Genomic DNA, 26459 nt, shown 5'->3' with positions numbered 1-26459 from the left:
TATTGGATCGTAATACGTGTACGCATTTTTCCTTGCACCCTTCTTTGATTTCCATTTTATGCAAAGCGCCTTAATTGGTTCAATTCTTTTATCCATCAGCGCTTGTCCCATTGGTGTATTTTTGATGCTACGCGGAATGAGTCTCACAGGAGATGCTATATCCCACGCCATTCTTCCTGGTGTTGCGGCAGCTTTTCTTTTTTGTGGCTTCTCGCTCATCTCTATGACACTTGGTGGAATCTTAGCTGGTGTCATTGTTGCGGTAGCAACTGCTTTAATTTCACGAAATAGCATCCAGAAAGAAGATGCATCAATGACTGTTTTTTATCTTATTGCGCTAGCAGCAGGCATCATTATTGTTTCACTTAAAGATTCAAAGATTGACCTCCTCCATCTCTTATTTGGCTCAGTACTTGCGATTGATACACAAGCTCTCTGGCTAATCACGACCATAATGTTGATCACATTGTGTAGTCTCTGTATTTTCTGGCGCGCACTCGTGGTAGAAAGCTTTGACCCCTTTTTTTTTAAATCACTCTCTCCTTTAAGCAAATATGTTCATATATCATTGCTCGGACTTGTGGTATTGAATCTAGTTGGCGGTTTCCAGTCCTTAGGAACATTGCTCTCTGTCGGCATTATGATGATTCCAGCCATTACAGCCCGTTTTTGGCTTTCGCGTCTTGGCCCTATTTGTATACTTTCCACCTTTTTAGGAATCATTGCTAGCACGTGTGGACTTCTGCTTTCTTTTCATTTTTCCCTTCCCTCCGGTCCAGCTATCATTCTTGCCGCGGGCGTTATTTATCTTCTTTCCTGCTTAGTAAGTCCACGCGGTTTTATTGTGACACGGTTTCCCCACCTCTTTTATATTTTCCCCTCATCGTAAGGAAACAACATGCCTAAATTTGTTCAACAATTTGTTTTTCTTGGGACCTTCTTGTTGCTTTCCTGTTCCCCATTTTCTGCTTCTGCGCATAATAAAATTAAAGTTGTCGCGAGCTTTTCTATTCTTGCAGATTTAGTAAAAAATGTAGGAGGCGACCATATTTCTATGACCACTTTTGTCGGTCCCAATGCGAATACCCATACTTATGAACCTACCCCCCATGACACAAAAGCTCTTAAAGAAGCTCATATTATTTTCATCAATGGACTTCATTTAGAAAGTTTTATGGATCGACTCCTTACAGCAAGCGGCACAAAAGCACCTCTTATCAAAGTGAGCACCAACATTCCTCCTCTCGAAATTGAAAATAACAAACATGATGTTCAACAAAATCACCACCACAGCAGTATCGATCCACATGCTTGGCAAACTATCCCTAATGTCGTGATTTATGTTAAAAATATCGCCACTGCTTTGTGTAAAATCGATACACAATCCTGTGCAAATTACAGCAAAAATGCCAACGCCTATATCCAAAAGCTCAATGAAATGCAGACAAGGATCACAAAACAGATTTCCACCATCCCCAAAGATAAGCGTATTATTATTACATCTCATGATGCATTTGACTATTTTGCTCAGGAATATGGCTTCATCATACTTGCACCCCAAAGTGCTTCAATAGAAGCTGAAGCCACCGCTGCCGATGTCGCTAAACTTATCAAACAAATTAAGACGAATAAAGTAACCGCACTGTTCGTTGAAAATATCTCTAATCCTCGTCTCATAGAACAGATTTCAAAAGAAACAGGTTTAAAAATTGGTGGAACACTGTATTCTGATGCATTATCAGATGAAAACGGTCCCGCTGCAACTTATCTCAATATGATGGAACATAACGTTAAGACTATCATCGATGCGATAACAAAGCACTAGAATACATCATTCTAAAAAGACATTCTCTTGCAAACAGTAAATTCGAACACTGCTCTGTCTAAGCAAAATAATATTTACTGTTTGTATCCTTGAGCTTGCCCTTTTCTTCTCTCATTTGCACCCTCTCCGTTCTCTATCAAATGTTTACAGTGACCGCATAAACACACGACAGCACTCATAAAGGAAAAACTGATAAGTTTAAACAAATTCGTTTGACCTTTTGGTGGTTCCTGTTTAAATGAACTAACACATTTTTGTAATAAAATCGTCATGGCATGTTCATGTGTAATACTATAAATCAGGGGGAATTTGTATTCCATCACTTCAGAAAGGGTGAACCATGAGTCGTTTTTATCTTTCTATAGCAGCGTTTACAGTTGCTATCAGTGTGGCAACAGCGAGTCTTGCGCAAACAAAAATCAGCTTTTGGCATTCTATGAGCGGAGAGCTAGGAAAACAAACTGAAAATCTCATTAACGACTTTAATGCTAGTCAATCTAAATACAAAGTTGTTCCTTCATTTCGTGGTGAATATGAAGAAGGCATGGTCTCACTCATTTCAGCATTTCGCGGAAAACAACAACCAGTTCTCGCCCAAATCTATGAAATTGGCACTGGAACCATGATGGCGGCAAAAGGTGCAGTTTATCCCATTTATCAACTTATGGCTGATACAAAACAAGAATTCGATTCTGCAGATTATTTACCTGCTATAAGTGGTTATTACTCCGATGTTCAGGGACGAATGCTCTCTATGCCATTCAACGCTTCAACACCGATCCTTTATTATAATAAAGATATCTTTAAAAAAGCGGGGCTTGATCCAGAAAAACCACCGAAAACGTGGCAAGATGTCGAAAATTTCTCCAAAAAGATTCTTGAAAGTAAAGCAGCGAATTGTGGTTTCACAATGGCTTATGCATCTCAGTGGATTGGTATGGAAAATTTTTCAGCTTTGCACAATATTCCTTTTGGGACGAAAGAAAATGGGTTTAGCGGTCTTGATTCAGAGCTTACTTTTAATGGACCTTTACAAGTGCGTATGTGGAGTGACCTTAAAAAATGGTCTGATCAAGGTATTTTCCGCTATGGAGGACCTGCCGGTGCATTAGATGCAACCCCAATGTTCATGACACAAAATTGTGCAATTTTTATGCAATCTTCAGGATCACGTGCTGGTATCGTTTCCGAAGCACAGTTTAATGTTGGCTTTGGAATGCTCCCCTACTATGATGATGTAGAAGGAGCACCACAAAATTCAATTATTGGTGGAGCCTCTATCTGGGCTTTAAAAGGTCATACTCCTGAAGAATATGCAGGTGCGGCTGCTTTCCTTAAGTTTCTATCAAGAGCTGACAACCAAGCCAAATGGCATCAGACAACAGGTTACCTTCCAACTACACAAGCTGCTTATGAACTGAGCAAAAAACAACATTACTACGATAAAACCGTCGGTGCGGATATTGCTATTCAACAGATCACTCTCAACCCACCAACTGTTAACTCAAAGGGTATAAGATTTGGTAATATGCCGCAAATTCGTTCCATTCTCGATCAAGAACTAGAAGCTGTTCTTAGCGGCTCCAAAACACCAGAAAATGGATTAAATGAAACCATTAAACGTGGAAATAAACTTTTACGTGAATTTGAGAAAGCCAATCATTGAGATTTCATTATTGCTATTAAAAAGTAAAAACTCAACTAGGAAGTTGAGTTTTTTAGATTTTTTTTGTTCACCCTTCTAAAGACTCTCCATTTAAAGAGCCCCTACGAATGCAAGAAAAACATGCATATTTCAAAAATAGTCTCCTTTCTTACTGGCTGCTTTTTCCTCAGCTCCTTGTGACTTTTTTGTTTTTCTTTTGGCCTGCTGCCCAAGCAATAAAATCATCTTTCGAGCGTGAAGATCCTTTTGGCTTTACAACAACCTTTATAGGTTTTGAAAATTATGTGACTATTCTTTCTGATCCTACTTATATCCAATCACTACTCACGACTGCGATATTTTCCATCTCTGTCACTGTTGTTGCAATGACGATATCGCTTCTTTTGGCTGTCTGCGTTGATCGTGTTATACGCGCAAAAAAGGCTTATACAACGCTCTTGCTCTGGCCTTATGCTGTTGCTCCAGTATTGGCAGGTATATTGTGGTTGTTTATCTTTCATCCAACAATCGGAACAATCCCTTTTCTTCTTAAAGAAATAGGTATTATATGGAATTATCGTATCAATGGCACTCAAGCAATGATCCTTATTGTGATTGCAGCCAGTTGGAAACAAATCTCCTACAATTTTCTTTTTTTTCTTGCGGGTCTTCAATCCGTTCCACGTTCCCAAATAGAGGCAGCAGCAATTGATGGTGCGGGGCCTTTTAAACGGTTTTGGACGGTGGTTTTTCCGCAGATTTCACCAACGACGTTTTTCCTTCTTATTGTCAATGTTCAATATGTTATGTTTGACACATTTGGTATTATTGACAACATAACCTCTGGAGGCCCTGCACGTGCGACAAACACTCTCGTCTACAAAGTGTATGATGATGGTTTTAAAAACCAAATGATTGGTGCATCATCAGCACAATCAACGATATTAATGTTGATGGTTATTATCCTAACGTTTATCCAGTTCCGCTGGCTTGAACGTCGCGTACAATATTAGGAAGAAAATCATGGTTGAAAATCGTCCTGTTCTGAAATTTTTAACCCATATCATCCTTATTGTTGGTATTATCATTATTTGCTTTCCGGTTTATGTTGCTATCATTGCATCAACTCATAGTTCAGCGGCGTTTAGTTCCGGAACACTTCCTCTTTTACCGGGAACACATACTCTAGAAAACTATAAAACAATCTTTGGTGATGGCCTTGTGCAGCTCGGCTTGCCTAACCTCTGGCCGCTTTTAGTGAATTCACTCATTATGGCACTTGGTATTAGTATTGGAAAAATTATTATTTCGCTCTTTTCTGCCTATGCAATTGTTTACATGCGCTTTCCTTTCCGCAAAACTGCTTTTGCCCTCATCTTTGTCACTCTGATGCTGCCTGTCGAAGTTCGTATTATCCCAACATATGCAGTAGTCGCACAATTAGGCATGATAAATACCTATGGCGGGATGATTATTCCACTCATTGCATCCGCAACTGCTACATTCTTATTTCGTCAGTTTTTTTTGACTGTTCCTGATGAACTTTTAGAAGCTGCTCGTGTTGATGGTGCAGGGCCATTTAAATTTTTTAAAGATATTCTTCTCCCTCTTAGCAAAAGCAATATTGCTGCTTTATTTATCATTATGTTTATTTATGGATGGATACAATATCTTTGGCCTCTTATCGTTACAACTGATCAAAATCATCAAACTGTCCTTATTATCCTAAAACAGCTTGTCGTAGAATCACTTCAGCATGATCCTCAATGGAATATACTCATGGCAGTATCGGTCGTTGCCATGGTACCGCCTGTTCTTGTCGTTATTTGCATGCAGCGGCTTTTTATCAAAGGCCTTATTGAAACGGAGAAATGACTGTGGCCACAATCCAGTTATCAAATATAAAAAAACAATATGACAACGGCATTTTGGTCATTGACGATTTAAACTTAACTGTTGCCGATAGCGAACTTCTTGTCCTTGTCGGTCCTTCAGGGTGTGGCAAATCAACCTTATTACGTATTATTGCAGGACTCGAGCAAGTTACTTCAGGCGAACTCTATATTGATAATGAGCGTATCAATGATCGTGAACCTGCTGATCGTGATATTGCTATGGTTTTTCAAAATTATGCTCTTTATCCCCATATGACAGTTCGTGGAAACTTAGAATATGGTCTTAAAAATCGTAAAACACCTAAAGACGAAATAAATAGGCGTATCGCGCATGCTGCAAAACTTCTGGAGATAGAGCCATTTCTTGACCGTAAACCACGGCAATTATCAGGAGGACAACGCCAACGTGTTGCAATGGGACGTGTGATTGTGCGTCAACCACGTGTCTTTCTCTTTGATGAACCTCTTTCAAATCTTGATGCAAAATTGCGTGCTCAAATGTGTATCGAGATTAAAACTTTACAGCGCTCATTAGAAACAACCAGTCTCTATGTTACCCATGATCAACTAGAAGCCATGACATTGGCCGATAGAATAGTCGTTATGAATAAAGGAGCTATCGAGCAAATTGGAACACCAATGGAAATTTACGATACTCCAGCAACAACGTTTGTTGCTGATTTTATTGGTTCTCCCCCTATGAATTTTCTTGATCGAAAAATCTTAGAACAGCATTTAAATTATTCGTTTTCTTATAACGAAGAAACTGATCTTTTGGCATTCAGACCAGAAGTAATTTTGTTGGGCGAACATCCAGATAAAGGACCTGTCTTTCATACACAAATTGAATTTATTAAACCTATAGGAACGGGATGCCATGTTTTAACGCATTGGAATGGCGCTATTTTTACTGTTGAAGTAAAAGAGCGCCTTACAAGCGATTATGGTAAAAAACTAAGCTTTACTGTCCCTCATCAAAACTTCCATACTTTTAATAAAACCACTGGAAAGCGCACAAATAATCAGTTAATAAAGTAAAAAATCTTACCCTTCTTAGAACCCTCGGCAAGTACTTTTTTACTTTCTCCTTTTAACCTTATCTTCGTTAGAATATATATTTTCTTTTGTATTATAGATGTATGTCATCTTTGTGCACGTAATTGTAAAGCAAGGTCTGGTTGATCTGTTGTGATATAGTGTACAGGCATATCAAGCCAGTGCGATAACCGAGCTCTCCCATTGATTGTCCATACTCCCACAGTAAAACCAGCTTCAAGTGCCGATTCAATAAAGTCCTGCGATGCAAGAGAGCCATATAAACTCAAGTCAGAATACCCTAATTGTTTCCATTCAGAAAAACGACGATGCATATCTCCTTCAAAACTATCAATACATGGACCAGATAGTATTCCTGCTTCAATGAAGGGACGAAGACTTGTAGGATCAAAACTAATTGCAGAAACCCGTTTTTCTAAATTTCGGCTTTTTATCAACGCAAGTGCTTTTTGAGATAAAATTGTTTCACGCTCAACTTCACCACATGTTTTTATTTCAAGATGCAATGCAATATTCGTTGGTGCTAAAAGATCAAGCACCTCTTCTAATAAGGGAGGTGCTTCTTGGCTTCCTTTTACGCAGAGTTGTTTGCGTGTTTCATTATCAATGTCATGAATATATCCCTTTTTTCCAACCAATTGGTCTAGACGGAAGTCGTGAAAGACAACCACTTCACCGCTTTTCAGCAAATGAACGTCGCATTCAACTTCATCAACACCTAGCGCTATAGCATTATTAAATGCCGAAAGAGTATTTTCAGGATAAAGATGAGCTCCACCACGATGTGCAACAATTTTTTTTTCAGACATGCAAAATTCACACTTCTCAATTTTAAACGATACTGGTTAATATAGGTGAGATAATGATTTTTTTAAATCATACAAAGTGCAAAACAATTTCTTAAAAATTGTTTCTTTTTGCTCACTTCCCAAAATATCAAATCCTGAACAACATTCCTTGCTTAAAAAGATTGCACTTGATTTGAATTATTCCCACTCAATCGTACTAGGAGGTTTTGATGTTATATCATAAACAACACGATTAATACCCTTAACTTCATTAATAATACGTGCCGCTGCTTTGCCTAAAAACTCCATACTATACGGATAGAAATCAGCGGTCATTCCATCTACAGATGTTACCGCACGGAGAGCACAAACGAATTCATAAGTGCGTCCATCACCCATAACACCGACAGTCTGAACAGGAAGAAGAACAGCAAAAGCCTGCCAAATTTCATCATAAAGACTGGCTTTACGAATTTCATCAAGGTAAATAGCATCCGCTTCACGTAAAATTTCTAGCTTTTCACGTGTAACTGCACCTGGACACCGAATTGCAAGACCGGGACCTGGAAAAGGATGACGGCCAATAAATTGCTCCGGCAATCCTAACTCTCGCCCTAGCGAGCGGACTTCATCTTTAAAAAGCTCACGCAACGGCTCTACAAGTTTCATCTTCATCCGTTCTGGCAATCCCCCTACATTATGATGGCTTTTAATTGTTACTGACTTACCAATCGCTGATACACTCTCAATGACATCTGGATAAAGTGTGCCCTGCGCTAAAAACTCTGCTCCTCCTATTTTTTTCGTTTCCTCTTCAAAAACTTCAATAAAAAGGCGGCCAATCGTTTTGCGTTTTTTCTCTGGATCTGTCATCCCTTCTAGAGCACTGAGAAACATATCGGCAGCATCTACATGAATAAGCTCTACATTATAATGATCTCGGAATAATGTAAGAACTTCTTGAGCCTCATTTTTGCGCATCAATCCATGGTCCACCAAAACACATGTCAATTGATCTCCTATTGCTTCATGGAGAAGCACAGCCACAACTGATGAATCCACACCACCTGAAAGACCACAGATAACACGACTTTTTCCAACTTGTTGCTGTATCTTAGCAATTGCCTGCTCACGATAAGAAGCCATTGACCAATTGCCTTTAAGACCAGAGATTTTATGAACAAAATTTTGCAACAATTTTTCTCCATCCGGTGTATGGACAACTTCAGGATGAAACTGCAGTGCATAAAAGCGCCTTGTTTCATCAGCAATGGCAGCATAAGGAGCACCTTTTGATGTTCCTATTACACGAAAGCCCGTCGGCAAAGCCGTTACGCGATCACCGTGACTCATCCATACTTGATAACAAGAGCCTTTTTCCCAAACACCATCAAACAGTGGACTCTCTTCTTGCACTTCCAAAAAAGCCCGCCCAAATTCACGCTCATGTCCAACTTCAACCTTTCCACCAAGCTGAACACACATGGCTTGTTCACCATAACAAATCCCAAGAACTGGAACACCAATTTCAAAAATTTCCATTGGAGCACGCGGCGAACCATCATCATTAACCGAATAAGGGCTGCCTGATAAAATAACCGCTTTGGGTTTTATCCGCTTGATACCTTCTAAAGCTAATTGAAAAGGAATAATTTCACAATAAACACCCATTGCTCGCACCCGCCGTGCGATAAGTTGTGTAACTTGTGAACCAAAATCAATGATAAGGACAGTGTCTAAATGTGATGTGCTCATAGAAAACCAATCAGTAATTGTAAAAGAGAACCAATGAGATTTATTAATCAATCTTTCACTTTTCACAAGCCTATTCGTTTAAGAAAAAGGTTGTTCTCGTAATAATTTAAAATAAAAAATGCCTAAAATATGTATTACTGTTTTTTTTGTAACACCGATAAAAAGAAACCATCTGTTTTTGTTGTCGCTGGCGATAAAGTAAGTCCATAATTTGAAAAGTTCGGTTGTACAGGCGAAAAACCAAAATGTTGCTGCCACAATGCGCGCATATTTATTGGATCAAAATTGGAATGCTGTTGAAGAAAATGAGAAATTTGTTCCTCATTTTCATCCACAAAAAGAGAACATGTAACATAAACTAAGCGCCCGTTTGGTTTAAGATAATCTATAGCCTCATTCAAAATCGCCCTTTGTTCCACTTGGCGCTGTCTTACCTGTTCTAATGTCAAACGCCATTTTGTATCTGGACGTCGCCGCCATGTTCCTGTACCACTACATGGTGCGTCTAATAAAACAATATCCATCTTACCTATTAATGGTTTCAATTCTTCTCTTTGTGCCAGTGGCTGTACATTACAAACACCAGCGCGTCGAAGACGATCAAAAATAGGAGCCAAACGGGCTTTGTCTGAATCATAAGCATAAATTTGTCCCTTATTTTTCATACTAGCAGCTAAGGCTAATGTTTTTCCACCAGCTCCGGCACAATAATCCAATACCTGCATACTGGCTTTTGCTTCTACAAGGTAAGCAACAATTTGAGATCCCAAATCTTGTATTTCAAAATGCCCCTTTTGAAAAGCTGGTTCAACTTGAACATTGGGATGACGGTCAAACTTTTCAATCGGTGCAATCCTTAAAGCTTGTGGAAACCATGATAACGATTGAACTTTGGTTTTTGCTAATTCCTGAAAAACCTTTTCTGGCGTTGTCTTCAAGCTATTCACGCGCAAATCTAAAAAAGGGCGTGTTGCTAATGCAGCAGCTTCAACGACCCAATTGTCAGTAAATGAAGGACGTAAATGCGCTTGACACCATTGGGGAATATCACCACGAATATAGTCTGGTGCATCAACCAATTTTCGTTTTTGCCATGATTGACGTTGCCGCGCTCCTAATAACTGAGGTGCAAATCGATCTCCTCCTAATTCCTCATCAATTTGTTCAATCGTCATTTTTCCAGCATCTAATAAGGTGCCAAAAACGATATCCCTCATATCATCACTCTCCATACGCCATTGTAAAGAATAACGCCGTCTCAAGACATCATAAACAATTGTAGCAATTGCTGCACGATCCCCTGCTCCAGCAAAGCGATGAGAAATCCCCCAAGCTTTTAAAACTTCACCTATTGGGCGATACCGAATTTCTATCTCTTTTAGAATATCTATCGCCGCCTGCAAACGTCCGCCTAAGCGCATTTATTTTTCCCATTGAATTTCTATAAAGTTCTAAACAATTTAAGCAAAGAACAACATTATCTCTCTTACTGCCAGTGGAATCTTCTCAGAACTATCTCAAATTTATATTGCACACCCTATGATTCTGATCACATTTTTTAGCGCATAAAAACTCTTTCTCTCATACGCTATCTGTTTACATTCCTCTCATTCTAAAATGCGTAGATTCTCACTTGATACTACAAGGTAGGATGTATCCTTAAAATCCCTCTCCCAATATACATACGCAAAAATCATCCTCCCTTATTTTATTCGTAAATTAAATTTTCATAGCTCTCTATAAACAACACATATTAAGACCAGCACACACATCTTATTCCTAACAAAATATTAACTTTTTAGAAAACGCTTGGAACCACTATTTGACATGACCGTTTTTACTGTACTGGTCTTAAGCCAGATAATTTAAAAGGAGAAAATAATGAATACTTACAATAATGGGAAAACAACTTCATCTAAAAGCCGTCACAATACAACACCCTCAAACAATGGAAAGAAATCCGTCCAAAGTGATCCGGCAAACACTCGCCAACGCGCGTCAAAGACGGGACAGAAGACTACAAAAAGTTAATTCCCTTAATTTCCTATAACGCACGGAAGGAATTGAAGCATTAACCTCCAATTCCTTCCTTTGTATTTTTGAAATTATTGTAAAAAAAATCACAAAAAGCAAAAATAGTAATTTCCGGATATGTTTTAAAAGGTTTTTTATGCCCTTGCAAAACGACTGTAATCGTTTTACCTATCAAACAGGACGCCGGTAATTTGGACTTTCCCGCGTGATAGCAACATCATGTGTATGGCTTTCGTGAAGTCCAGCATTCGTAATACGAACAAACATTGCTTTTTCACGAAATTCCGTTAAATTTTCCGCCCCAACATAGCCCATCGAAGCACGTAACCCACCAGCCAGCTGGTGTAAAACCGATGCTATAGGCCCCTTATAAGCAACTTGTCCCTCGACCCCTTCAGGCACCAATTTGAGCATATCACGAACTTCATCCTGAAAATAACGATCTGCCGATCCCCTCGCCATAGCACCAACTGATCCCATGCCGCGATAAGCTTTAAACGATCGCCCTTGATACAGATAAACTTCACCAGGGCTTTCTTCCGTACCAGCTAAAAGAGAGCCAATCATAGCAGCACAAGCCCCACCTGCCAAAGCTTTAGCAAAATCACCAGAAGCTTTTATCCCCCCATCAGCAATAATAGGAATATCTGCTTTTTCAGCAACTTCTGCAGCACTCATAATGGCTGCAAGTTGAGGCACACCAACACCTGCAACAATGCGCGTTGTACAAATAGAGCCAGGACCAATACCAACTTTTACAGCATCTGCACCACTATCAATCAAAGCCTGTGTTGCTTGCGGAGTCGCGACATTACCAGCAATAACAGCTGTAGAAGGCGCCATTTTTTTAATACGCTCAACTGTGTCTAATACACGCTGAGAATGTCCATGAGCGGTATCAATCACTAGAACATCAACGCCTGCGTCAATTAATCTTTCAGCCCGCTCAATCCCATCATTCCCCACACTACTAGCAGCTGCAACACGCAAGCGACCTTGCGAATCTTTAGCAGCGTTTGGATTTAATTGTGCTTTTTCAATATCCTTAACTGTTATCAAACCAACACAGCGATTTTGTTCATCTACAACCAATAATTTTTCAATACGGTGATGATGTAAAAGGTACTTCGCTTCATTGAGTTGAACATTTTCACGAACTGTGATTAAATTTTCATGCGTCATTAATTCATAAATTTTTTGTTTGGGATCTGATGCAAAACGCACATCTCTATTGGTTAAAATGCCAACAAGCCGTCCAGCAGTCTCACCTTTAGCGCTATTTTCAACAACCGGAATACCGGAAATACCATAAGAGCGCATCAAAGCTTTCGCCTCTTCAAGTGTTGCATTTGGCCCAATTGTCACCGGATTAACCACCATCCCAGATTCAAATTTTTTCACCTGACGAACTTCTTCAGCTTGTTCTGCAGGAGACATATTGCGATGGATAACACCAAGACCACCAGCTTGAGCCATAGCAATAGCCAACCGTGATTCCGTCACAGTATCCATTGCAGCAGAAAGCAATGGCAAATTCAGTTCAATATCAGTTGCGATACGTGTTTTAAGATCCACTTGGCTAGGCATAACAAGAGAATGACCCGGCTGTAAAAGCACATCATCAAAAGTCAGTGCCAGTGCACCCGTCCCTGTTTCAACAATCTTTGCCATAGCCAAATTCCTTTAATAAAAAAGCACCGCAAGTGGCTTTAAATACAACTGCGGCTCTCATAAGTTGTGGATTGGCACAGAATTATGCCATTTTACAAAAAAATGAAAAGAAAAATTAAAATAATTTTCTAATTATGGTTTATAAAATTTACAATTGCGATTCAATGGGTAACCAACTTATTATTTTAGCAAATGCACGACGCCAAAAATTGCTTTCTGGCTCATAATCAACGCTATGCTGCTTTTCGTTTTCTATAAAATCCCAACAAATGCGGTTATTATCACCAAGGCGGAGATGATAACTCATTTCACCGGTTGTTTCTTCAGAAAAAAGCAAATCTAGCCTCGCTGTAATCGGTGCACATTCAAAAAGAATGCCCATTTCCGTATTCAGCGCAGCTGATCTGGGATCAAAGTTTAAAGACCCAATAAAAGCAGTTTTACGATCAACTAAAAAAGCTTTTGTATGTAAACTTGCCCTACTTGATCTAAACAAGCGCAATCCATGATTATCTCCATTCGGTTTTAACTCGTAGAGTTTAACACCACCTTTCAATAAATTCTTACGATAGGACACATAGCCACCATGCACGAGTGCTACATCAGTGGCTGCTAAGGAATTCGTAAGAATTTTGACATCAACACCTTTTGAAACCAAGTTACTAAAACTCTGCGTACCTACCTTACCTGGAACAAAGTAAGGCGATGTAATTTGAACCGTTTTTTTGGCATCTCCAATAACTGGGGAGAGTGCCTTCATAAGCCAATTTCCTGCTTTTTTACGCAATGCTTTTTCAGGAGGATCAGAAAGAACAACAACTTTATCTGCTAAAAATAATCGCTTTCCTGTTTCAATAAAACATTTAAAATTAATATGTTCGTTAACATAGTCTAGATAAACTTTTGCAACTTTAGAATCGCGAAATTCTCGTAATTTATACTTCCAATAGCGAAAGTCGCTTGCACTTTTAGGAATAACCAAAGTATGAATCGGCAAAACCACAGCACTATTCCAAAAGTCATCAAAAATAGCTTCTACCTTTTTAACAGAGGGGCCAATTAACATTAGATCTAAATCTCGAAAATGCGATTTCTCACCAACATCAAAATAAGAATCTGCAAGATTGCGTCCTCCTACAAAAGCCACCCGACCATCCACAATAAAAGCTTTATTATGCATTCTACGCGTGACAGTAATTGCCCGCAATATAATCTCTAAACCACGACGTAAACCACCCTTACGTGATCGCCCTGGATTAAACATTCTTACTTCAATATTAGGATGTTTATCCAGCGCAATATAAGCTGGATCACGAGCTTGAGCATTAATATCATCTAAAAGAAGGCGCACACGAACACCACGATCAGCCGCCTCTACTATTTCACTTAACAATAAGCGCCCCGTTAAATCGTCGTCCCAAATATAATACATCAGATCAAGGCTACGCCCAGCCTGTGCTGCTCCTATCGCACGAACACAAAAGGCATCCAAATTGCTAATGATGAGTGAAAGAGCATCTTTATCAACTCCTAATCCATCCGCTTCATCTGCTAATTGACCTACTATACGATCAAGCGGCGTTTCGTCTTTCTTAACAGTCAATGCATAAGAACACTCCCCCCTAGCGCTTTTAATAAAACGTCCATATGTGTAGATCGCCAACATAGACGCAACAAAAAAAAATGCGATAAAACCGACAACAATTTGTAACAAAGCCAAAGAGGATAAACTTTCCATTTTTAAGCCATCGCACCACTATCGATACGAACCACAACACTAAAACCGATGTAATCAATGATTCTACCTTAATCACGTAACAAGTAGAATGCCATCTCTTGTTTAAGAGAATATAAACCCAACATCAATATCACAGAATTTTGGCTGATATGCTAAAAAGCTTAAAAGCTGTCTCTTTCATCTTAAGTACAAATTTAGCTAAAGTCGTGGAAAGTGAAACAAGAAAAGAAAGTTGAAAATAATTCTACTCAATAAAATTCACACGCACTGCGCTTATAAAATTATCCTTAATGTTAAAGCTGTGCACTACATGACATTCCTTTTAAACGCTAAAAACCCTCCCCTGTTTCACCAAAAGCACAATACTTTTTTGAAAATCCTGCATCTTATGAATGGAGATTTGTCATAGATTTTACTTCCGTTCTTTAGTATTGACCACTCTCAAACCCTCTATTTTGCGATAAAGCGTAGAGCGCCCGATACGAAGACGACGAGCAATCTCACTCATATGTCCCTTATAATGTTTAACTGCTTTCTCAATAATATCACGTTCCATCTCAGAAAAAGGACGAACATGGCCATCAGTATCCAAAAATTTTACCGCTTCTTGTTCATGATCTTCCATCACATTATTTTCAATGATATTTGGAACATTCGTTAGTGAATTTCCCATTAATTGTGGGAAATCCCGAACAGTTAACAATGGCCCTTCGCTAAGTAAAATCGCACGAAATAAAAAATTTTCAAGTTCATCCCGATTACCAGGCCAATCATACTGCATAAGCAATGAAAGAGCTGACCCTGCTAGACCATGCACATGCGATCGCCCTGTTTCCGTAATAATGCGATCAATCAAACGTTGTGTAAGATCTGGAAAATCATCCCTCAATTCTCGTAAAGCAGGAACGCTTATAGATAATTGGGAAAACTGTTCGAACAAACTATGCAAAAACAAGTCTTCTTTAGCTAGATCCCTCAATCGCGAGGTTGAAATAGCAATGATCCGAAAAGGGAAATTTTTATTCTTTGTAACCTTTTCCCTTTCTTTTAGGTAATGGGCAAAACGCTTTTGCTGTACGGGTTCAAGTCGATCAACATCACAGAGACAAAGCGTCCCTTTTTCAAGAGAAGAAACAAGTGGTAAAAATTCTTTAAACCATCGTCGGTTTTCTTCTTCTGGATCAACAATAGCTGTACATTGGAAGCGAATAAAAGCTCCCTCCGATAACAAGCCCTCATGATGAATAATGCGTGCTAATGTTTCACGACCAGTCCCAACTTCACCTTCTATTAAAAGATTCTGTAAAGAAGCCGCAGCTCTCTTCGATTGCTCTAAAACTATCTGCATTGCTCTGCTTTTTATGCAAAGATCAGAAAATCGCAAATGATTCTCATTTTTTCGCCGAATATAACGAACCTCACGCTCCAATGCAGAAATGAGAGCAAGAGTATCTAAAGTCACTCTCAACCGCAGTAACGTAACTGGATGAACCCAATAATCAACAGCCCCAGCGGCTAAAGCTTTCTGAAGTAATTCTTGATTCTCCTGTTGTGCTATCACAACAATAGGAACAGTAACACCAGCCACTCTAATCATTTTAATTAAATCACTCACACTCAAATCGCTCATGACGACATCAAGGAGGGCAAGCACAATATTTTTACGTCTGTGTAAAAGATCAATCGTGCGGAGGCCATTTTCTGCTTCAATAACACGGTAACCAAAACCTCGGAGCATAGCAGAAAGCTCTATACGCCTCCCATAATCTTCACTCGCAACAAGAATGGGACCAACCATAATTCTAATAATCTCCTTTGAGACTACTAAACAGCCTAATATAAGAATTATCGTAAAGCATAAGAAACATTTCACCTCTTCTGTTCACATACTAAATCCATTAATCGGTTAATTAAATACAACATTAAGGCATTTTTTTCTATTTTTTTGCTTTTTCATTGATTTTCATAAAATTTTTCATATTAACTAATGGAATGGTTTAATATTGTTATAGAAGCTAAAAGAGCAGAGTAACACAAATCGAGTGAAAAAGATGAAGCACACTTACCGTATTTTATGTCTTACAATTACCGCTTTAATATTAGGTGCCTGTGGCTTTTCGCAATATTATGGACAAAATATATCAAGCGGAATTGATGGTAAGTGGGTTGATGAAAACGGTATTGTTTCTTCTTTCCGCAATGGTGTTTTTGAAACGCGAGCAGCAGATACAGAAGAAAAACTATCAGAAGGCACATATAATTATGTCAGTGCTCAACATATAGAAATCGAAATACGCTCCATTCTCCGTGGAACAGTATCTCGAGTAAGTTGTATGATATCGCATAACGAAACACAACTTCTCTGCACTTCACAAACAGGATCACAATTTTTTCTTAAGCGAAAATTTTAAACAGAATAAAAGCTAAAGCTTTTATTCTGTTAGAAACATCTAGAGCCTACATATAACAACAAGAGGCGATAAAATCTTCTCCTCCTGGTGAAGGTCTCTTCTAAAATACGCAAAGATCTTAACACGATCATCTATAGGGACAATTTGTTGTACACCTTTAATACGCCAACCATCACCTTTTGCAAAAAACATTTTAATAAAGTTGCCTCATAGGAGAAATTTGTCTTTTAATTGTTGAGTCTTTTTTCTCAAGAATAAAATTTTATCTGATACGGAGATTTCTCGACTTAAGCAGCACCGACGCGCAAAAGATCATGAAAATGAACAATTCCTACCGGTTTTTTATTTTCAACAACGAAAAAAGCACCAATATGGTGATCGTTAATAAAAGCTGTCGCCGCACCAACCAGTGTATTTGGTTCCAAATTTTTTGGATCCCTCGTCATCACCTCATCAACATTAAATTTTGATAAATTAAAGTGAATGTTGCGTGCAAGATCACCATCGGTCACAATCCCGATTAATTCATCTTCTTGATTTATGACACCAACACAACCAAAATGTTTTTTAACCAAAACATCCATAGCTTCAGCCATGGTTGTACCTTGCAAAACTAAAGGAATACTGTCACCCCCATGCATAATATCACGCACGTATTTAAGGTTTGCACCAAGAGAACCACCGGGATGATAAACCTTAAAATCGGTTGCAGTAAAACCACGCATTTCTAAAAGAGCAACAGCTAATGCATCTCCCATTGCCAATTGCATAACTGTTGAAGTTGTAGGAGCAAGCCCATGGGGACAAGCCTCTTCTATCTTTGGTAATAAGAGTACAATATCAGCTTGTCGTCCTAATGTAGAGTGCTCGCCTGATGTCATTGCAATAAGTGGTGTATGAAAACGCGCAGCATGATTTATAATACCACTTAATTCCAAAGTTTCGCCTGACCATGATAAAGCAAGAATAACATTATCAGATCCAATCATCCCAAGATCACCATGATTGGCTTCTGCTGCATGTACGAAAAAAGCAGGTGTCCCCGTTGAAGCTAAGGTTGCAGCAATTTTTGTCCCTATATGACCACTTTTACCAAGACCAGTAATCACCACATGACCCTTGGCGCGTCTAATAGCTTGAACCGCAGCTTCAAAAGAAGAAGAAAGGCTCCCAAGAAAAGCAGTTTCAAGGGCTTCAAGCCCCTGTTTTTCACTCGCAAGTGTTTTAAGCGCCGATGTAACGGCGCCCTGCAAATTCAGCATAAGAGAAGATTGTATTGTCATGATCAAATTCGATAAATGAAATTAAATGAGAGATCTATATCATTTTTCAACTTTAATGGTTTCTAGTAGATTTTTTAATGAAGCAGAAACTTGGCTATGCATATCAGCGCGCGCCAAAGAAAATGCAACGTTGGCTTCAATGAAACCAGCTTTAGAACCACAATCAAAAGTAAGTCCCTCTAACTGGTAACCAAAAAAATCTTGCTCATTTGAAAGCCTCACCATCGCATCTGTTAACTGAATTTCATTTCCTGCTCCTCGTTCTTGGTTGGAGAGAATATTAAAAATTTCTGGTTGCAAAATATAACGCCCATTGATGTACAAATTCGACGGCGCTGTCCCTTTTGCTGGTTTCTCTATCATTTTTGTGATTTTAAAACCATTTGCAATCTGTTTACCTTTGTCAACTATACCATATTTATGTGCTTCCTCAAGATCGCACTCCTGAACAGCAATAATATTCCCTCCTCCTGTTTTTTCATAAAGATTGATCATTTCAGAAAGACAGCTATTTTTAGCGTGTATAAGCATATCCGGTAATAATAAAGCAAAAGGCTCATTTCCAACTAATTCACGCGCACACCAAAGAGCATGTCCTAGCCCCAAGGGTTGCTGTTGTCTTGTGAAAGAAGTCATCCCTGGTGAAGGTTGTAAATCTTGTAAATGCTCAAGCTCTTCTCTTTTGCCACGTTCAGCAAGTGTTGTATATAATTCAACTTGCGCATCAAAATAATCTTCAATGACTGCTTTATTGCGTCCAGTTACAAAAATAAAATGCTCAATACCAGCTTCACGTGCCTCATCTACAACATATTGAATAACAGGCTTATCAACAATCGTTAGCATTTCTTTAGGAATTGTTTTTGTTGCAGGGAGAAAACGCGTACCAAGACCTGCTACGGGAAATACTGCTTTCCGAATTTTACGCACTCTCACCTTCCTGCTCCTCATTAATCGTATAACTTACTGATTTCATTTAACATATGTTTTTACTAAATGATAAAAAAGATATCTTATTGTTTTGTTTGCCATTATAATGGACAGGAAAGAGATCCAAGAATATGATAATGATTAATATTCCTTCAAAACAAATAACTCATTTCAGCCTTTCTTATTCATTTGATAATATCATTGATAACACCACATACAAAAATGAAATTCTTGCACATAAAAATACTTGAATATCAAGGGGAATTTAAAAATGCAAAAAACAGAATCTAACACTTTCTCTTCTTTAGAGAAATCAATAAACCGGAACACTTTTATCATAGGTTTAGCCATTCTTCTTTCTGCTTTTTTTATGTTTTTTGCACCATTTTCACATGCTGGTAGTGGCTTTAAACACTGGATTAAAGAGTTTAAAAAAATAGCTCTCGCCAACAATATTTCACCTTCTACGTTTGACATGGCTTTTAAAAGCGTTAACGCAATTGATCCAGAAGTTTTAGAAAGAGCTGCATACCAACCAGAATTTGTCGATCATCCATGGAATTATTTTGATAATCGTATTCATGATTTTGCAATTTTGGAAGGGCAGCGCCAAGCTCAAAAATGGAAAAACTGGCTTCCTCAAATTGAAAAACGTTTTGGTGTCGACCGTAATATTCTTCTAGCTATTTGGTCAATGGAAAGCAATTATGGGAAAATTTTAGCAAATAAAAGGGTAATGCGTGATACCATTCGTTCACTTGCAACCCTAGCCTATGCTGACCCAAAACATGCAAAATACGCACACAAACAACTCATTGCTGCCATGAAAATTCTCCAACGTGGTGAAATCACACGCGCACAACTTACTGGATCTTGGGCCGGTGCAATGGGACATACACAATTTATTCCAAGCAGTTATCTTACTTATGCCTTTGACATGGATGGGGATGGACGAAGTGATATCTGGACCTCTGTTCCAGATGCCCTCGCGACTGCCGCTAACCTGCTCCACATGAATGGTTGGCAATCTAACCTCCTTTGGGGAGTAGAAGTTAAGCTGCCACAAGGAAAAAATCTCCCTGAGGATTGGCATTCCTTTGAGCAATGGGCAAAGCTAGGCGTAAAACACGCAAATGGACAACCTTTACCTTCATCATCTGAACGAGCAATATTGAAATATCCAGATGGACTAAAAGGGCCTATATTCTTAGTAACAAAAAACTTTTTGGTTCTTAAACGTTATAATAATGCAGATCGCTATGCTTTCGCGGTTGCCCTTCTTGCTAACCGCATTGCTGGACATCCTGGACTGATTCAGGATTGGCAACGACCATTCAAACCTCTTACTTTCCATGAGCGCAAAGAACTGCAATCTCGCTTAATGGCGCTTGGCTATTATAAAGGAGAAATTGATGGAAAAATCGGTATGATCTCTCGAAAAGCACTTAAAGCTTTTCAACTGCGACACGGCTTAACGGCAAATGGATATCCAACCCATGAAGTTCTCTTTCTTCTTCGAAAACAATAATCTGGAGTAAAGCGTTTGTCTTATTTCCGCTCGATACACTTAATCTTCCTGTTTTTCTCTCTCTTCGCTGCAAGTATTATACAATCGTCTCCAAGTAAAGCGACAAACTTTTTTAAATGGTTGTTAGATCATAACAAACAAGAGCAACCACAACAACAACCGCAAACTACGAAACAAAAAGTATATCAACCAAAGAAAAAAGCTGTCATACAAAAACCCGTACAAACATTGAAAGATACAAACGCAAAACGAATTCTCGTCATAGGTGATTTTTTAGCTTCTACTGCTGCTAATGAACTCAAAAAACTTTTTACTGATGATACCGATATTATCATCATAAACAATGCGGTACCATCTTCTGGCTTAGTTCGAACTGATCACACTTCTTGGAAAAATAGTATTCCTGAACTCATCGAGAAAAATAAACCTGATGCCATTGTTATGATAATAGGTGCAAATGATAACCAACCAATCTCAGACTCTCATGGCGTATTCAATCCTCTCCAACCAGAATGGATGAATATCTATAAGCAAAGAATTATCGAAATTACTGAACGCCTGCATAACTCTGGAAAACCATGGATATGGATGGGACAACCAGCCTTTGAAAGTAATAATTTAACACAAAAAATACAAACCTTTAATGAGCTTTATAAAAATGCAACAGAAGCCGCAGGAGGATATTTTATCAATATTTGGGATGGTTTTATTAACGCACAAGGTCAATTTTCTTTTTCAGGTTATGATATCAATGGGAAAATAACCAGACTTCGCACCAACGATGGCATTAATTTTACTTTTGAAGGAAAGCGAAAACTTGTTTCTTATTTAAGAAAACCATTAGAAACTATTTTAAATCTTCCTGTCTTTTCTCATGAAGACACACACCTTACCAACGTAAATACTCTGCAACCTGTACAAGGCTTACACAATATTGAACGCCAACCACCTATAAGCCTCGATGAGATGGCGCAACAAAATACACATTTACTCAACAAAGTCGATCAGAGCCTTATAAAAAAATCATGGTCATCCCCAAACGGCCATCAGAAAGAGAGAGCTGATAATTTTTCTTTTCCATGATCTGTTAAAAACAGAGAGTCTCATTTTCTTCACAAGTCAAAAACCGAATAAAATAAAAAGCCCTCTTTTCATATGATTATGATAGAGGGTTGTGTAAACCTCAACAGAAAAAAGAAAAGAACGGTATAGTTTAAACCATACCGTTATCATTTACAGTCCACGTTTTTTAATCATTGCCTCTGATGAAGGCAACCGTCCCCGAAAAGCTTTATAAAGCTCCTCTGGATCACGACTTCCCCCAGCAGAGTAAATAAAACGTTTCAACTTATCAGCAAGCTCTGAATTAAAAACATCTCCCGTTTCTTCAAAAGCCTGAAAAACATCGGCATCAAGAACTTCCGACCACATATAAGAATAGTAACCAGCAGCGTAACCATCACCTGAAAATATATGCGTAAAATGTGGAGGACGATGGCGCATAATAATTGTATCAGGCATTTGCAGCTTTTCTAATTCTTGGCGTTCAAACACTGTTGGATCAGTTACCTTTTGTCCTTTATGAAAAGCCATATCTACGAGAGCTGATGAAGTAAATTCAACTGCAGCAAAGCCAGCATTAAATGTCTGTGCTGACAAAACCTTATCCATTAATGCTTGCGGCATAGAATGTCCTGTTTTTGCATGCGTAGCATAAGTCTGTAAAATCTCTGGTATAGTTAACCAATGTTCGTAAAGTTGAGAAGGCAGTTCAACAAAATCACGCGAAACCGATGTTCCCGACACAGATGGCCATGTTACATCAGAGAGCAAACCATGTAACGCATGCCCAAATTCGTGGAAAAGCGTACGCGCATCATCAAGTGATAAAAGAGCTACCTCCCCTTTGGGTGGTTTGGCAAAATTACAAACATTATAGATAATAGGCTTTTGTCCGCCATTCAATTTATGTTGTGATTGCAAACTACTCATCCACGCACCGGAGCGTTTTGAAGAACGCGCAAAATAATCACCAATAAAATGCCCAAGTAGACTTCCATCAGACTTTTTTACTTCCCACAAACGTGCATCAGGATGCCAAAGTGTAACAGAGTTTTTTTCTTCAAATGTAATCCCAAAGAGTTTTTCTGCTACCCCAAAAGCCGCTTTAATCATACGATCAAGCTGAAAATAATATTTAATTTCAGATCCATCGAAAGAAAATTTTTCAGCGCGAAGTTTTTCAGCGTAATAACGCCAATCCCAAGCTTCTAAAGTTTCATTGCTTCCCTGATTGTGTGCAAAATTTTGCAATTCAATTTGTTCGCTAGAAGCTTTAGCTCTTGCCCGTTCCCATACAGGTGTGAGCAAACCCATAACCGCATCAGTATTTTTGGCCATAGTATTATCAAGTTTTAAATCTGCGAAGGATTTATATCCTAGCAATTTAGCCTTCTCATCACGAAGTGCAAGAATCTCTACAATAATCGCTCGATTATCATTATCATTATTATTTTCACCACGTTTGGACCAAGCTTGAAATGCACTCTCACGTAAATCACGGCGATGAGAAAATTTCAAAAAAGGATCAATAATTGAGCGCGCCAATGTTAATGCATAGGCTTCCTCATTACCCCTTTCACGCGCAATTTCCTTCATTGAAGCAATAAGATCATCAGGCAAACCAGATAAATCTGTTTGTTCCAAAAATAAAATCCACTCAGCTTCATCTTTTAAAACATGCTGGCCAAAAGTAGCATTTAAAAAGGCAAGCTTTTCATTAATTTCAACGAGCCGTTTTTTACCTTCTTCATCAAGTTTTGCACCATTACAAACGAATTTTTTCCACCATAATTTAAGAACACGCGTTGTTTCACTATCATACATGCCTTGCTGCGAATTTTTATAAAGCACATCTATTTTCGCAAATATCCGTGCATCCATCATAATTTTCGAAGAATAACGAGAAAGCTTTACAACAAACTCTTGTTCTAATTTCTGAATCAACGCATTATTATGCGCCCCTGAACGCAAGAAAAATATTGAACACACACGATCAAGCGCTTTGCCAGAAAGCTCAAAAGATTGCAAAAAATTCTCAAGTGTTGGGGATTCTTGCACCGTCGCAATCGTCTCTAGTTCTTCTTCTGCTTCTTGAAGAGCCTGTTCAAAAGCGGGTTTAAAATCTTCATCACTTATTAAAGAAAAATCAGGAAGCCCTGAAAGTCCTTTCCAGTCCAACACTGCTGCTTTTGTCATAATACTCTCTATCTCCATTATAAATTCAATGTATAACAATTACCTTTACGACACAAATTGATAATATACTAAAACTATTGTGTGAACTTTTAAAATGCCTCTAAGACTTCTCTCTTAAAAGCAGACATCAAGGATATCTTTGCCATTAGAAAATAAACAAAAATGAAAATTTCTATATGTCTGATTCACGAAATTGTTTATAACCTGTAATCTATCCTTGACTTTATTTCAAATATTAACAATTGGAGGATTACAATTGGGGAGGACTTTTTAAAATCTTCCATGACTTTTGTTTTATCCTATCCATGATATAAATTTATATTCTCCAATCCTTCGGAAGGTACTTTATTATGACTGAAATTAAAACGACCTTCGACTTCAAAAATTCTTCACCTGAAGTTCTCGCCGAGGAATTAAAAAATCATCACTTTGCTGACTCGATTGATATCATCAATGATCTCGATATCACGGAACGCGTAGCTATTCTCAGCCTTTTACCTCTTGATTATGCCATTGAACTCTTTGACAAACCAGAACTTGAAAAACCAGCAGCTATTCTTGAACTTCTCCCTGTTAATCGTTCAGTTGAAATTCTTGATGGCATGTCCGCTGACGCCGCTGCCGATGTTTTTCAGGAAATGGATAAAGAAACCCGCAAGAAGCTTTATGCATTGCTCAAACCCTTAACGCGCGCTGAATTAAAAAAACTTACAAGTTACCCTGATCATACAGCAGGTGCACTGATGACAACAGAGTTTATAGCTGTTCCTGCAAACTGGAGCGTAAAAAAAACTCTTGATCATATTCGTGATGTTGAACGTACACGTGAAACAGTTTACACAAGCTATGTCATTGATCCTAAAACGGGAACTCTTCTCAAGGCTGTTTCACTGCGTAACCTTATCCTTGCTTCACCTGATGATCAAATTCTAAATGTCTCTACACATGACACCCCCATTACAATATCCCCCTTCACACATCATGAAGACATCGCTCGCCTTTTTCAGCGCCATGATCTTCTCTCTGTACCGGTTATTGATGAAAGTAATCATGTTATTGGTATTGTAACAGTCGACGACGTACTTGATACAATGGTTGAGGAAATGAATGAAGATGCATATAAGTTTGGTGGTATGGAAGCTCTTGATAAGCCCTATATGCAAATCAACTTTCTAGGGATGATGAAAAAACGTGGTGGTTGGCTTGCATTACTTTTTCTTGGCGAAATGTTGACAGCAAGTGCTATGCAATATTTCGAAACAGAGCTTGAAAAAGCCATTGCTCTCACACTCTTTATTCCTCTTATCATGAGTTCGGGAGGAAACTCCGGATCGCAAGCAACATCACTTATTATTCGCGCATTAGCTTTACGTGAGCTCACACTCAAAGACTGGTGGAAGATTATACTCCGTGAGATTCCAACAGGAATATCCTTGGGCCTTTTACTCGGAGTTATTGGAATGATGCGTATTGCTCTTTGGCAAGAACTCGGTATTTACAACTATGGTGAACACTGGATTTTTATTGCTATAACAGTGGGAACAGCTTTGGTTGGAATTGTTACGTTTGGTTCTTTATCTGGTTCCATGCTTCCCTTTATTCTTAAACGTTTAGGGTTTGATCCAGCAAGTGCTTCAGCTCCCCTTGTTGCAACATTAGTCGATGTCATGGGAATTGTAATTTATTTTTCTGTTGCCTCCTTCATTTTATCTGGAACCCTTCTCTAACACGCATAGCAAAAAACACATCTCACGCAACCTATTGATTTTAAAATTAAACAAGAATTACGAATCTTAAATCAGATCCCTTAATACTGACATATTTCATTCTTTCAAACGCTCTTATCATTTTCTCTTTTTAGGGAGTGCATTAAATAATAGAGTTGTATCGGGAATTTTTTCATTAAATCTCCTGGATCTCACGAGAAAATTTTCTCTAAGTTGCAAGATGGTTTTTCTCTTTCACCACTTATTTAATTCCGTAGTATTTTTATAAACATTTTTTAACTCGTAATGATGAAATAAATGGATTTTCTTTTTTAACGCCTAATTTTGTTGTTAGATGTTTGTTAGTATGTTGATACGCCTGATTAAATTTTTTAGCTTTCTGTTTATTTTTCTTTACTTTGGAGATACTCACTTTAAAAATTTTATTTTGAAATGGAGTGTAAAATATTTCAAAAATTGCTCCACCAACTTTAACAAAATTTATGAATAATACATCTCTATGATCTTGATATAAGAATAACATATTTACAAAACCTGCCATTTTTTCACTAGTTCTTTTATATTCACAAGACAATTCAGATTCTGCAAATTCATAGCCAACAACTTTCATCGTTAAATCAGCTTTATTAAGCGCTTTATATGTTTCTAAAGATTGGTTTAATCGTAAAAATTGATTATAATTTTATATTTAAATTCAATCTTAAAATAATTATTTTTTTGAAATAAGGATCCTAGGCTTTTAGTTATGAATAAGCAAAAACTGTTTGATGACAATTCAAGAGAGGGCTTGGTGTATCCAGTCCTTTCCAAAATGGTTTTATTAATACGTTCATCCTCTTGTGGCAGAAAAATAAATGATTTTTTGATTCATAATAAGAAAATATCATTGTATTTAGCACTCTAACTCATAGAGAA

At 38.2% G+C, this 26459-nt stretch carries 21 protein-coding genes; 11 read left to right on the top strand and 10 right to left on the bottom strand.

The annotated features are described in order from the left end of the window. Positions 1-16 precede the first annotated feature (16 nt). The 6 genes from ACKC4Y_RS00390 to ACKC4Y_RS00365 all read left to right on the top strand — a co-directional run bounded on the left by ACKC4Y_RS00390 (position 17) and on the right by ACKC4Y_RS00365 (position 6403). Positions 17-889: a metal ABC transporter permease gene (locus ACKC4Y_RS00390; RefSeq protein ID WP_409361478.1), complete on the top strand. Its 873-nt coding sequence runs from the start codon at positions 17-19 to the stop codon at positions 887-889. A 9-nt stretch (positions 890-898) separates the two neighbouring features. Beyond that, positions 899-1825, top strand: coding sequence for a metal ABC transporter solute-binding protein, Zn/Mn family (locus tag ACKC4Y_RS00385; protein ID WP_409361477.1), 927 nt, complete (start codon positions 899-901; stop codon positions 1823-1825). Between the two features lie 340 nt (positions 1826-2165). Continuing rightward, a complete protein-coding gene (gene ugpB, locus ACKC4Y_RS00380) occupies positions 2166-3491 on the top strand; it encodes a sn-glycerol-3-phosphate ABC transporter substrate-binding protein UgpB (RefSeq protein ID WP_409361476.1) in 1326 nt (441 codons plus the stop codon). A 107-nt stretch (positions 3492-3598) separates the two neighbouring features. Then, positions 3599-4483, top strand: coding sequence for a sn-glycerol-3-phosphate ABC transporter permease UgpA (gene ugpA / locus ACKC4Y_RS00375; RefSeq protein ID WP_409361475.1), 885 nt, complete (start codon positions 3599-3601; stop codon positions 4481-4483). 10 nt (positions 4484-4493) lie between these two features. Further along, positions 4494-5345 carry a sn-glycerol-3-phosphate ABC transporter permease UgpE gene (ugpE, locus tag ACKC4Y_RS00370; RefSeq protein WP_409361474.1) on the top strand — a complete coding sequence of 284 codons (852 nt, stop codon included), beginning with the start codon at positions 4494-4496 and terminating at the stop codon, positions 5343-5345. 2 nt (positions 5346-5347) lie between these two features. Continuing rightward, positions 5348-6403, top strand: coding sequence for a sn-glycerol-3-phosphate import ATP-binding protein UgpC (locus tag ACKC4Y_RS00365; protein ID WP_409362191.1), 1056 nt, complete (start codon positions 5348-5350; stop codon positions 6401-6403). 104 nt (positions 6404-6507) lie between these two features. On the opposite strand, the gene ACKC4Y_RS00360 is transcribed toward ACKC4Y_RS00365, so the two are convergent. The 3 genes from ACKC4Y_RS00360 to ACKC4Y_RS00350 form a co-directional block, all read right to left on the bottom strand. Then, positions 6508-7230 carry a glycerophosphodiester phosphodiesterase gene (locus tag ACKC4Y_RS00360; RefSeq protein WP_409361473.1) on the bottom strand — a complete coding sequence of 241 codons (723 nt, stop codon included), beginning with the start codon at positions 7228-7230 and terminating at the stop codon, positions 6508-6510. 177 nt (positions 7231-7407) lie between these two features. Then, positions 7408-8964, bottom strand: coding sequence for a glutamine-hydrolyzing GMP synthase (gene guaA / locus ACKC4Y_RS00355; protein WP_409362190.1), 1557 nt, complete (start codon positions 8962-8964; stop codon positions 7408-7410). Positions 8965-9098: 134 nt separating this feature from the next. Further along, the gene (locus tag ACKC4Y_RS00350) at positions 9099-10385 is read right to left on the bottom strand and encodes an RsmB/NOP family class I SAM-dependent RNA methyltransferase (protein WP_409361472.1); all 1287 of its coding nucleotides are present in this window, start codon (positions 10383-10385) and stop codon (positions 9099-9101) included. 460 nt (positions 10386-10845) lie between these two features. Here ACKC4Y_RS00350 and ACKC4Y_RS00345 point away from each other — a divergent pair, with 460 nt between their 5' ends. Next, positions 10846-10995, top strand: coding sequence for a hypothetical protein (locus tag ACKC4Y_RS00345; protein ID WP_409361471.1), 150 nt, complete (start codon positions 10846-10848; stop codon positions 10993-10995). Between the two features lie 174 nt (positions 10996-11169). On the opposite strand, the gene guaB is transcribed toward ACKC4Y_RS00345, so the two are convergent. The 3 genes from guaB to ACKC4Y_RS00330 form a co-directional block, all read right to left on the bottom strand. Next, entirely contained in the window at positions 11170-12669 is a 1500-nt protein-coding gene (guaB, locus tag ACKC4Y_RS00340; protein ID WP_409361470.1) for an IMP dehydrogenase, read from the bottom strand. Positions 12670-12817: 148 nt separating this feature from the next. Further along, positions 12818-14389: a phospholipase D family protein gene (locus ACKC4Y_RS00335; protein WP_409362189.1), complete on the bottom strand. Its 1572-nt coding sequence runs from the start codon at positions 14387-14389 to the stop codon at positions 12818-12820. A gap of 430 nt (positions 14390-14819) precedes the next feature. Then, entirely contained in the window at positions 14820-16205 is a 1386-nt protein-coding gene (locus ACKC4Y_RS00330; RefSeq protein ID WP_409361469.1) for a sigma-54-dependent transcriptional regulator, read from the bottom strand. 253 nt (positions 16206-16458) lie between these two features. On the opposite strand from ACKC4Y_RS00330, the gene ACKC4Y_RS00325 reads away from it, so the two are divergent. After that, on the top strand, positions 16459-16818 hold the full coding sequence (locus tag ACKC4Y_RS00325; protein WP_409361468.1) for a hypothetical protein: 360 nt from the start codon (positions 16459-16461) through the stop codon (positions 16816-16818). A 287-nt stretch (positions 16819-17105) separates the two neighbouring features. Here the strand turns inward: ACKC4Y_RS00325 and ACKC4Y_RS00320 are convergent, their stop codons facing one another. Both ACKC4Y_RS00320 and galU read right to left on the bottom strand, forming a co-directional pair. Then, the gene (locus ACKC4Y_RS00320) at positions 17106-18101 is read right to left on the bottom strand and encodes a KpsF/GutQ family sugar-phosphate isomerase (protein ID WP_409361467.1); all 996 of its coding nucleotides are present in this window, start codon (positions 18099-18101) and stop codon (positions 17106-17108) included. A 39-nt stretch (positions 18102-18140) separates the two neighbouring features. Next, positions 18141-19031, bottom strand: a complete 891-nt coding sequence (gene galU / locus ACKC4Y_RS00315; RefSeq protein ID WP_409361466.1) for a UTP--glucose-1-phosphate uridylyltransferase GalU — start codon at positions 19029-19031, stop codon at positions 18141-18143. A 271-nt stretch (positions 19032-19302) separates the two neighbouring features. Here galU and ACKC4Y_RS00310 point away from each other — a divergent pair, with 271 nt between their 5' ends. Together ACKC4Y_RS00310 and ACKC4Y_RS00305 are read left to right on the top strand one after the other, a co-directional pair. Beyond that, positions 19303-20559, top strand: coding sequence for a lytic murein transglycosylase (locus tag ACKC4Y_RS00310; protein ID WP_409361465.1), 1257 nt, complete (start codon positions 19303-19305; stop codon positions 20557-20559). Positions 20560-20574: 15 nt separating this feature from the next. Further along, on the top strand, positions 20575-21642 hold the full coding sequence (locus ACKC4Y_RS00305; protein WP_409361464.1) for an SGNH/GDSL hydrolase family protein: 1068 nt from the start codon (positions 20575-20577) through the stop codon (positions 21640-21642). 150 nt (positions 21643-21792) lie between these two features. On the opposite strand, the gene ACKC4Y_RS00300 is transcribed toward ACKC4Y_RS00305, so the two are convergent. Continuing rightward, positions 21793-23817, bottom strand: coding sequence for a M3 family metallopeptidase (locus ACKC4Y_RS00300; protein WP_409361463.1), 2025 nt, complete (start codon positions 23815-23817; stop codon positions 21793-21795). Between the two features lie 350 nt (positions 23818-24167). On the opposite strand from ACKC4Y_RS00300, the gene mgtE reads away from it, so the two are divergent. After that, the gene (gene mgtE, locus ACKC4Y_RS00295) at positions 24168-25544 is read left to right on the top strand and encodes a magnesium transporter (protein ID WP_409361462.1); all 1377 of its coding nucleotides are present in this window, start codon (positions 24168-24170) and stop codon (positions 25542-25544) included. A gap of 262 nt (positions 25545-25806) precedes the next feature. Here mgtE and ACKC4Y_RS00290 read toward each other — a convergent pair whose 3' ends face one another. After that, a complete protein-coding gene (locus ACKC4Y_RS00290; RefSeq protein WP_409361461.1) occupies positions 25807-26154 on the bottom strand; it encodes a hypothetical protein in 348 nt (115 codons plus the stop codon). Positions 26155-26459: the final 305 nt, after the last annotated feature.

Origin of the sequence: Bartonella heixiaziensis (assembly GCF_046245125.2) — a bacterium.
GTDB lineage: Bacteria > Pseudomonadota > Alphaproteobacteria > Rhizobiales > Rhizobiaceae > Bartonella > Bartonella heixiaziensis.
This window is presented reverse-complemented; position numbering and strand designations above follow the sequence as displayed.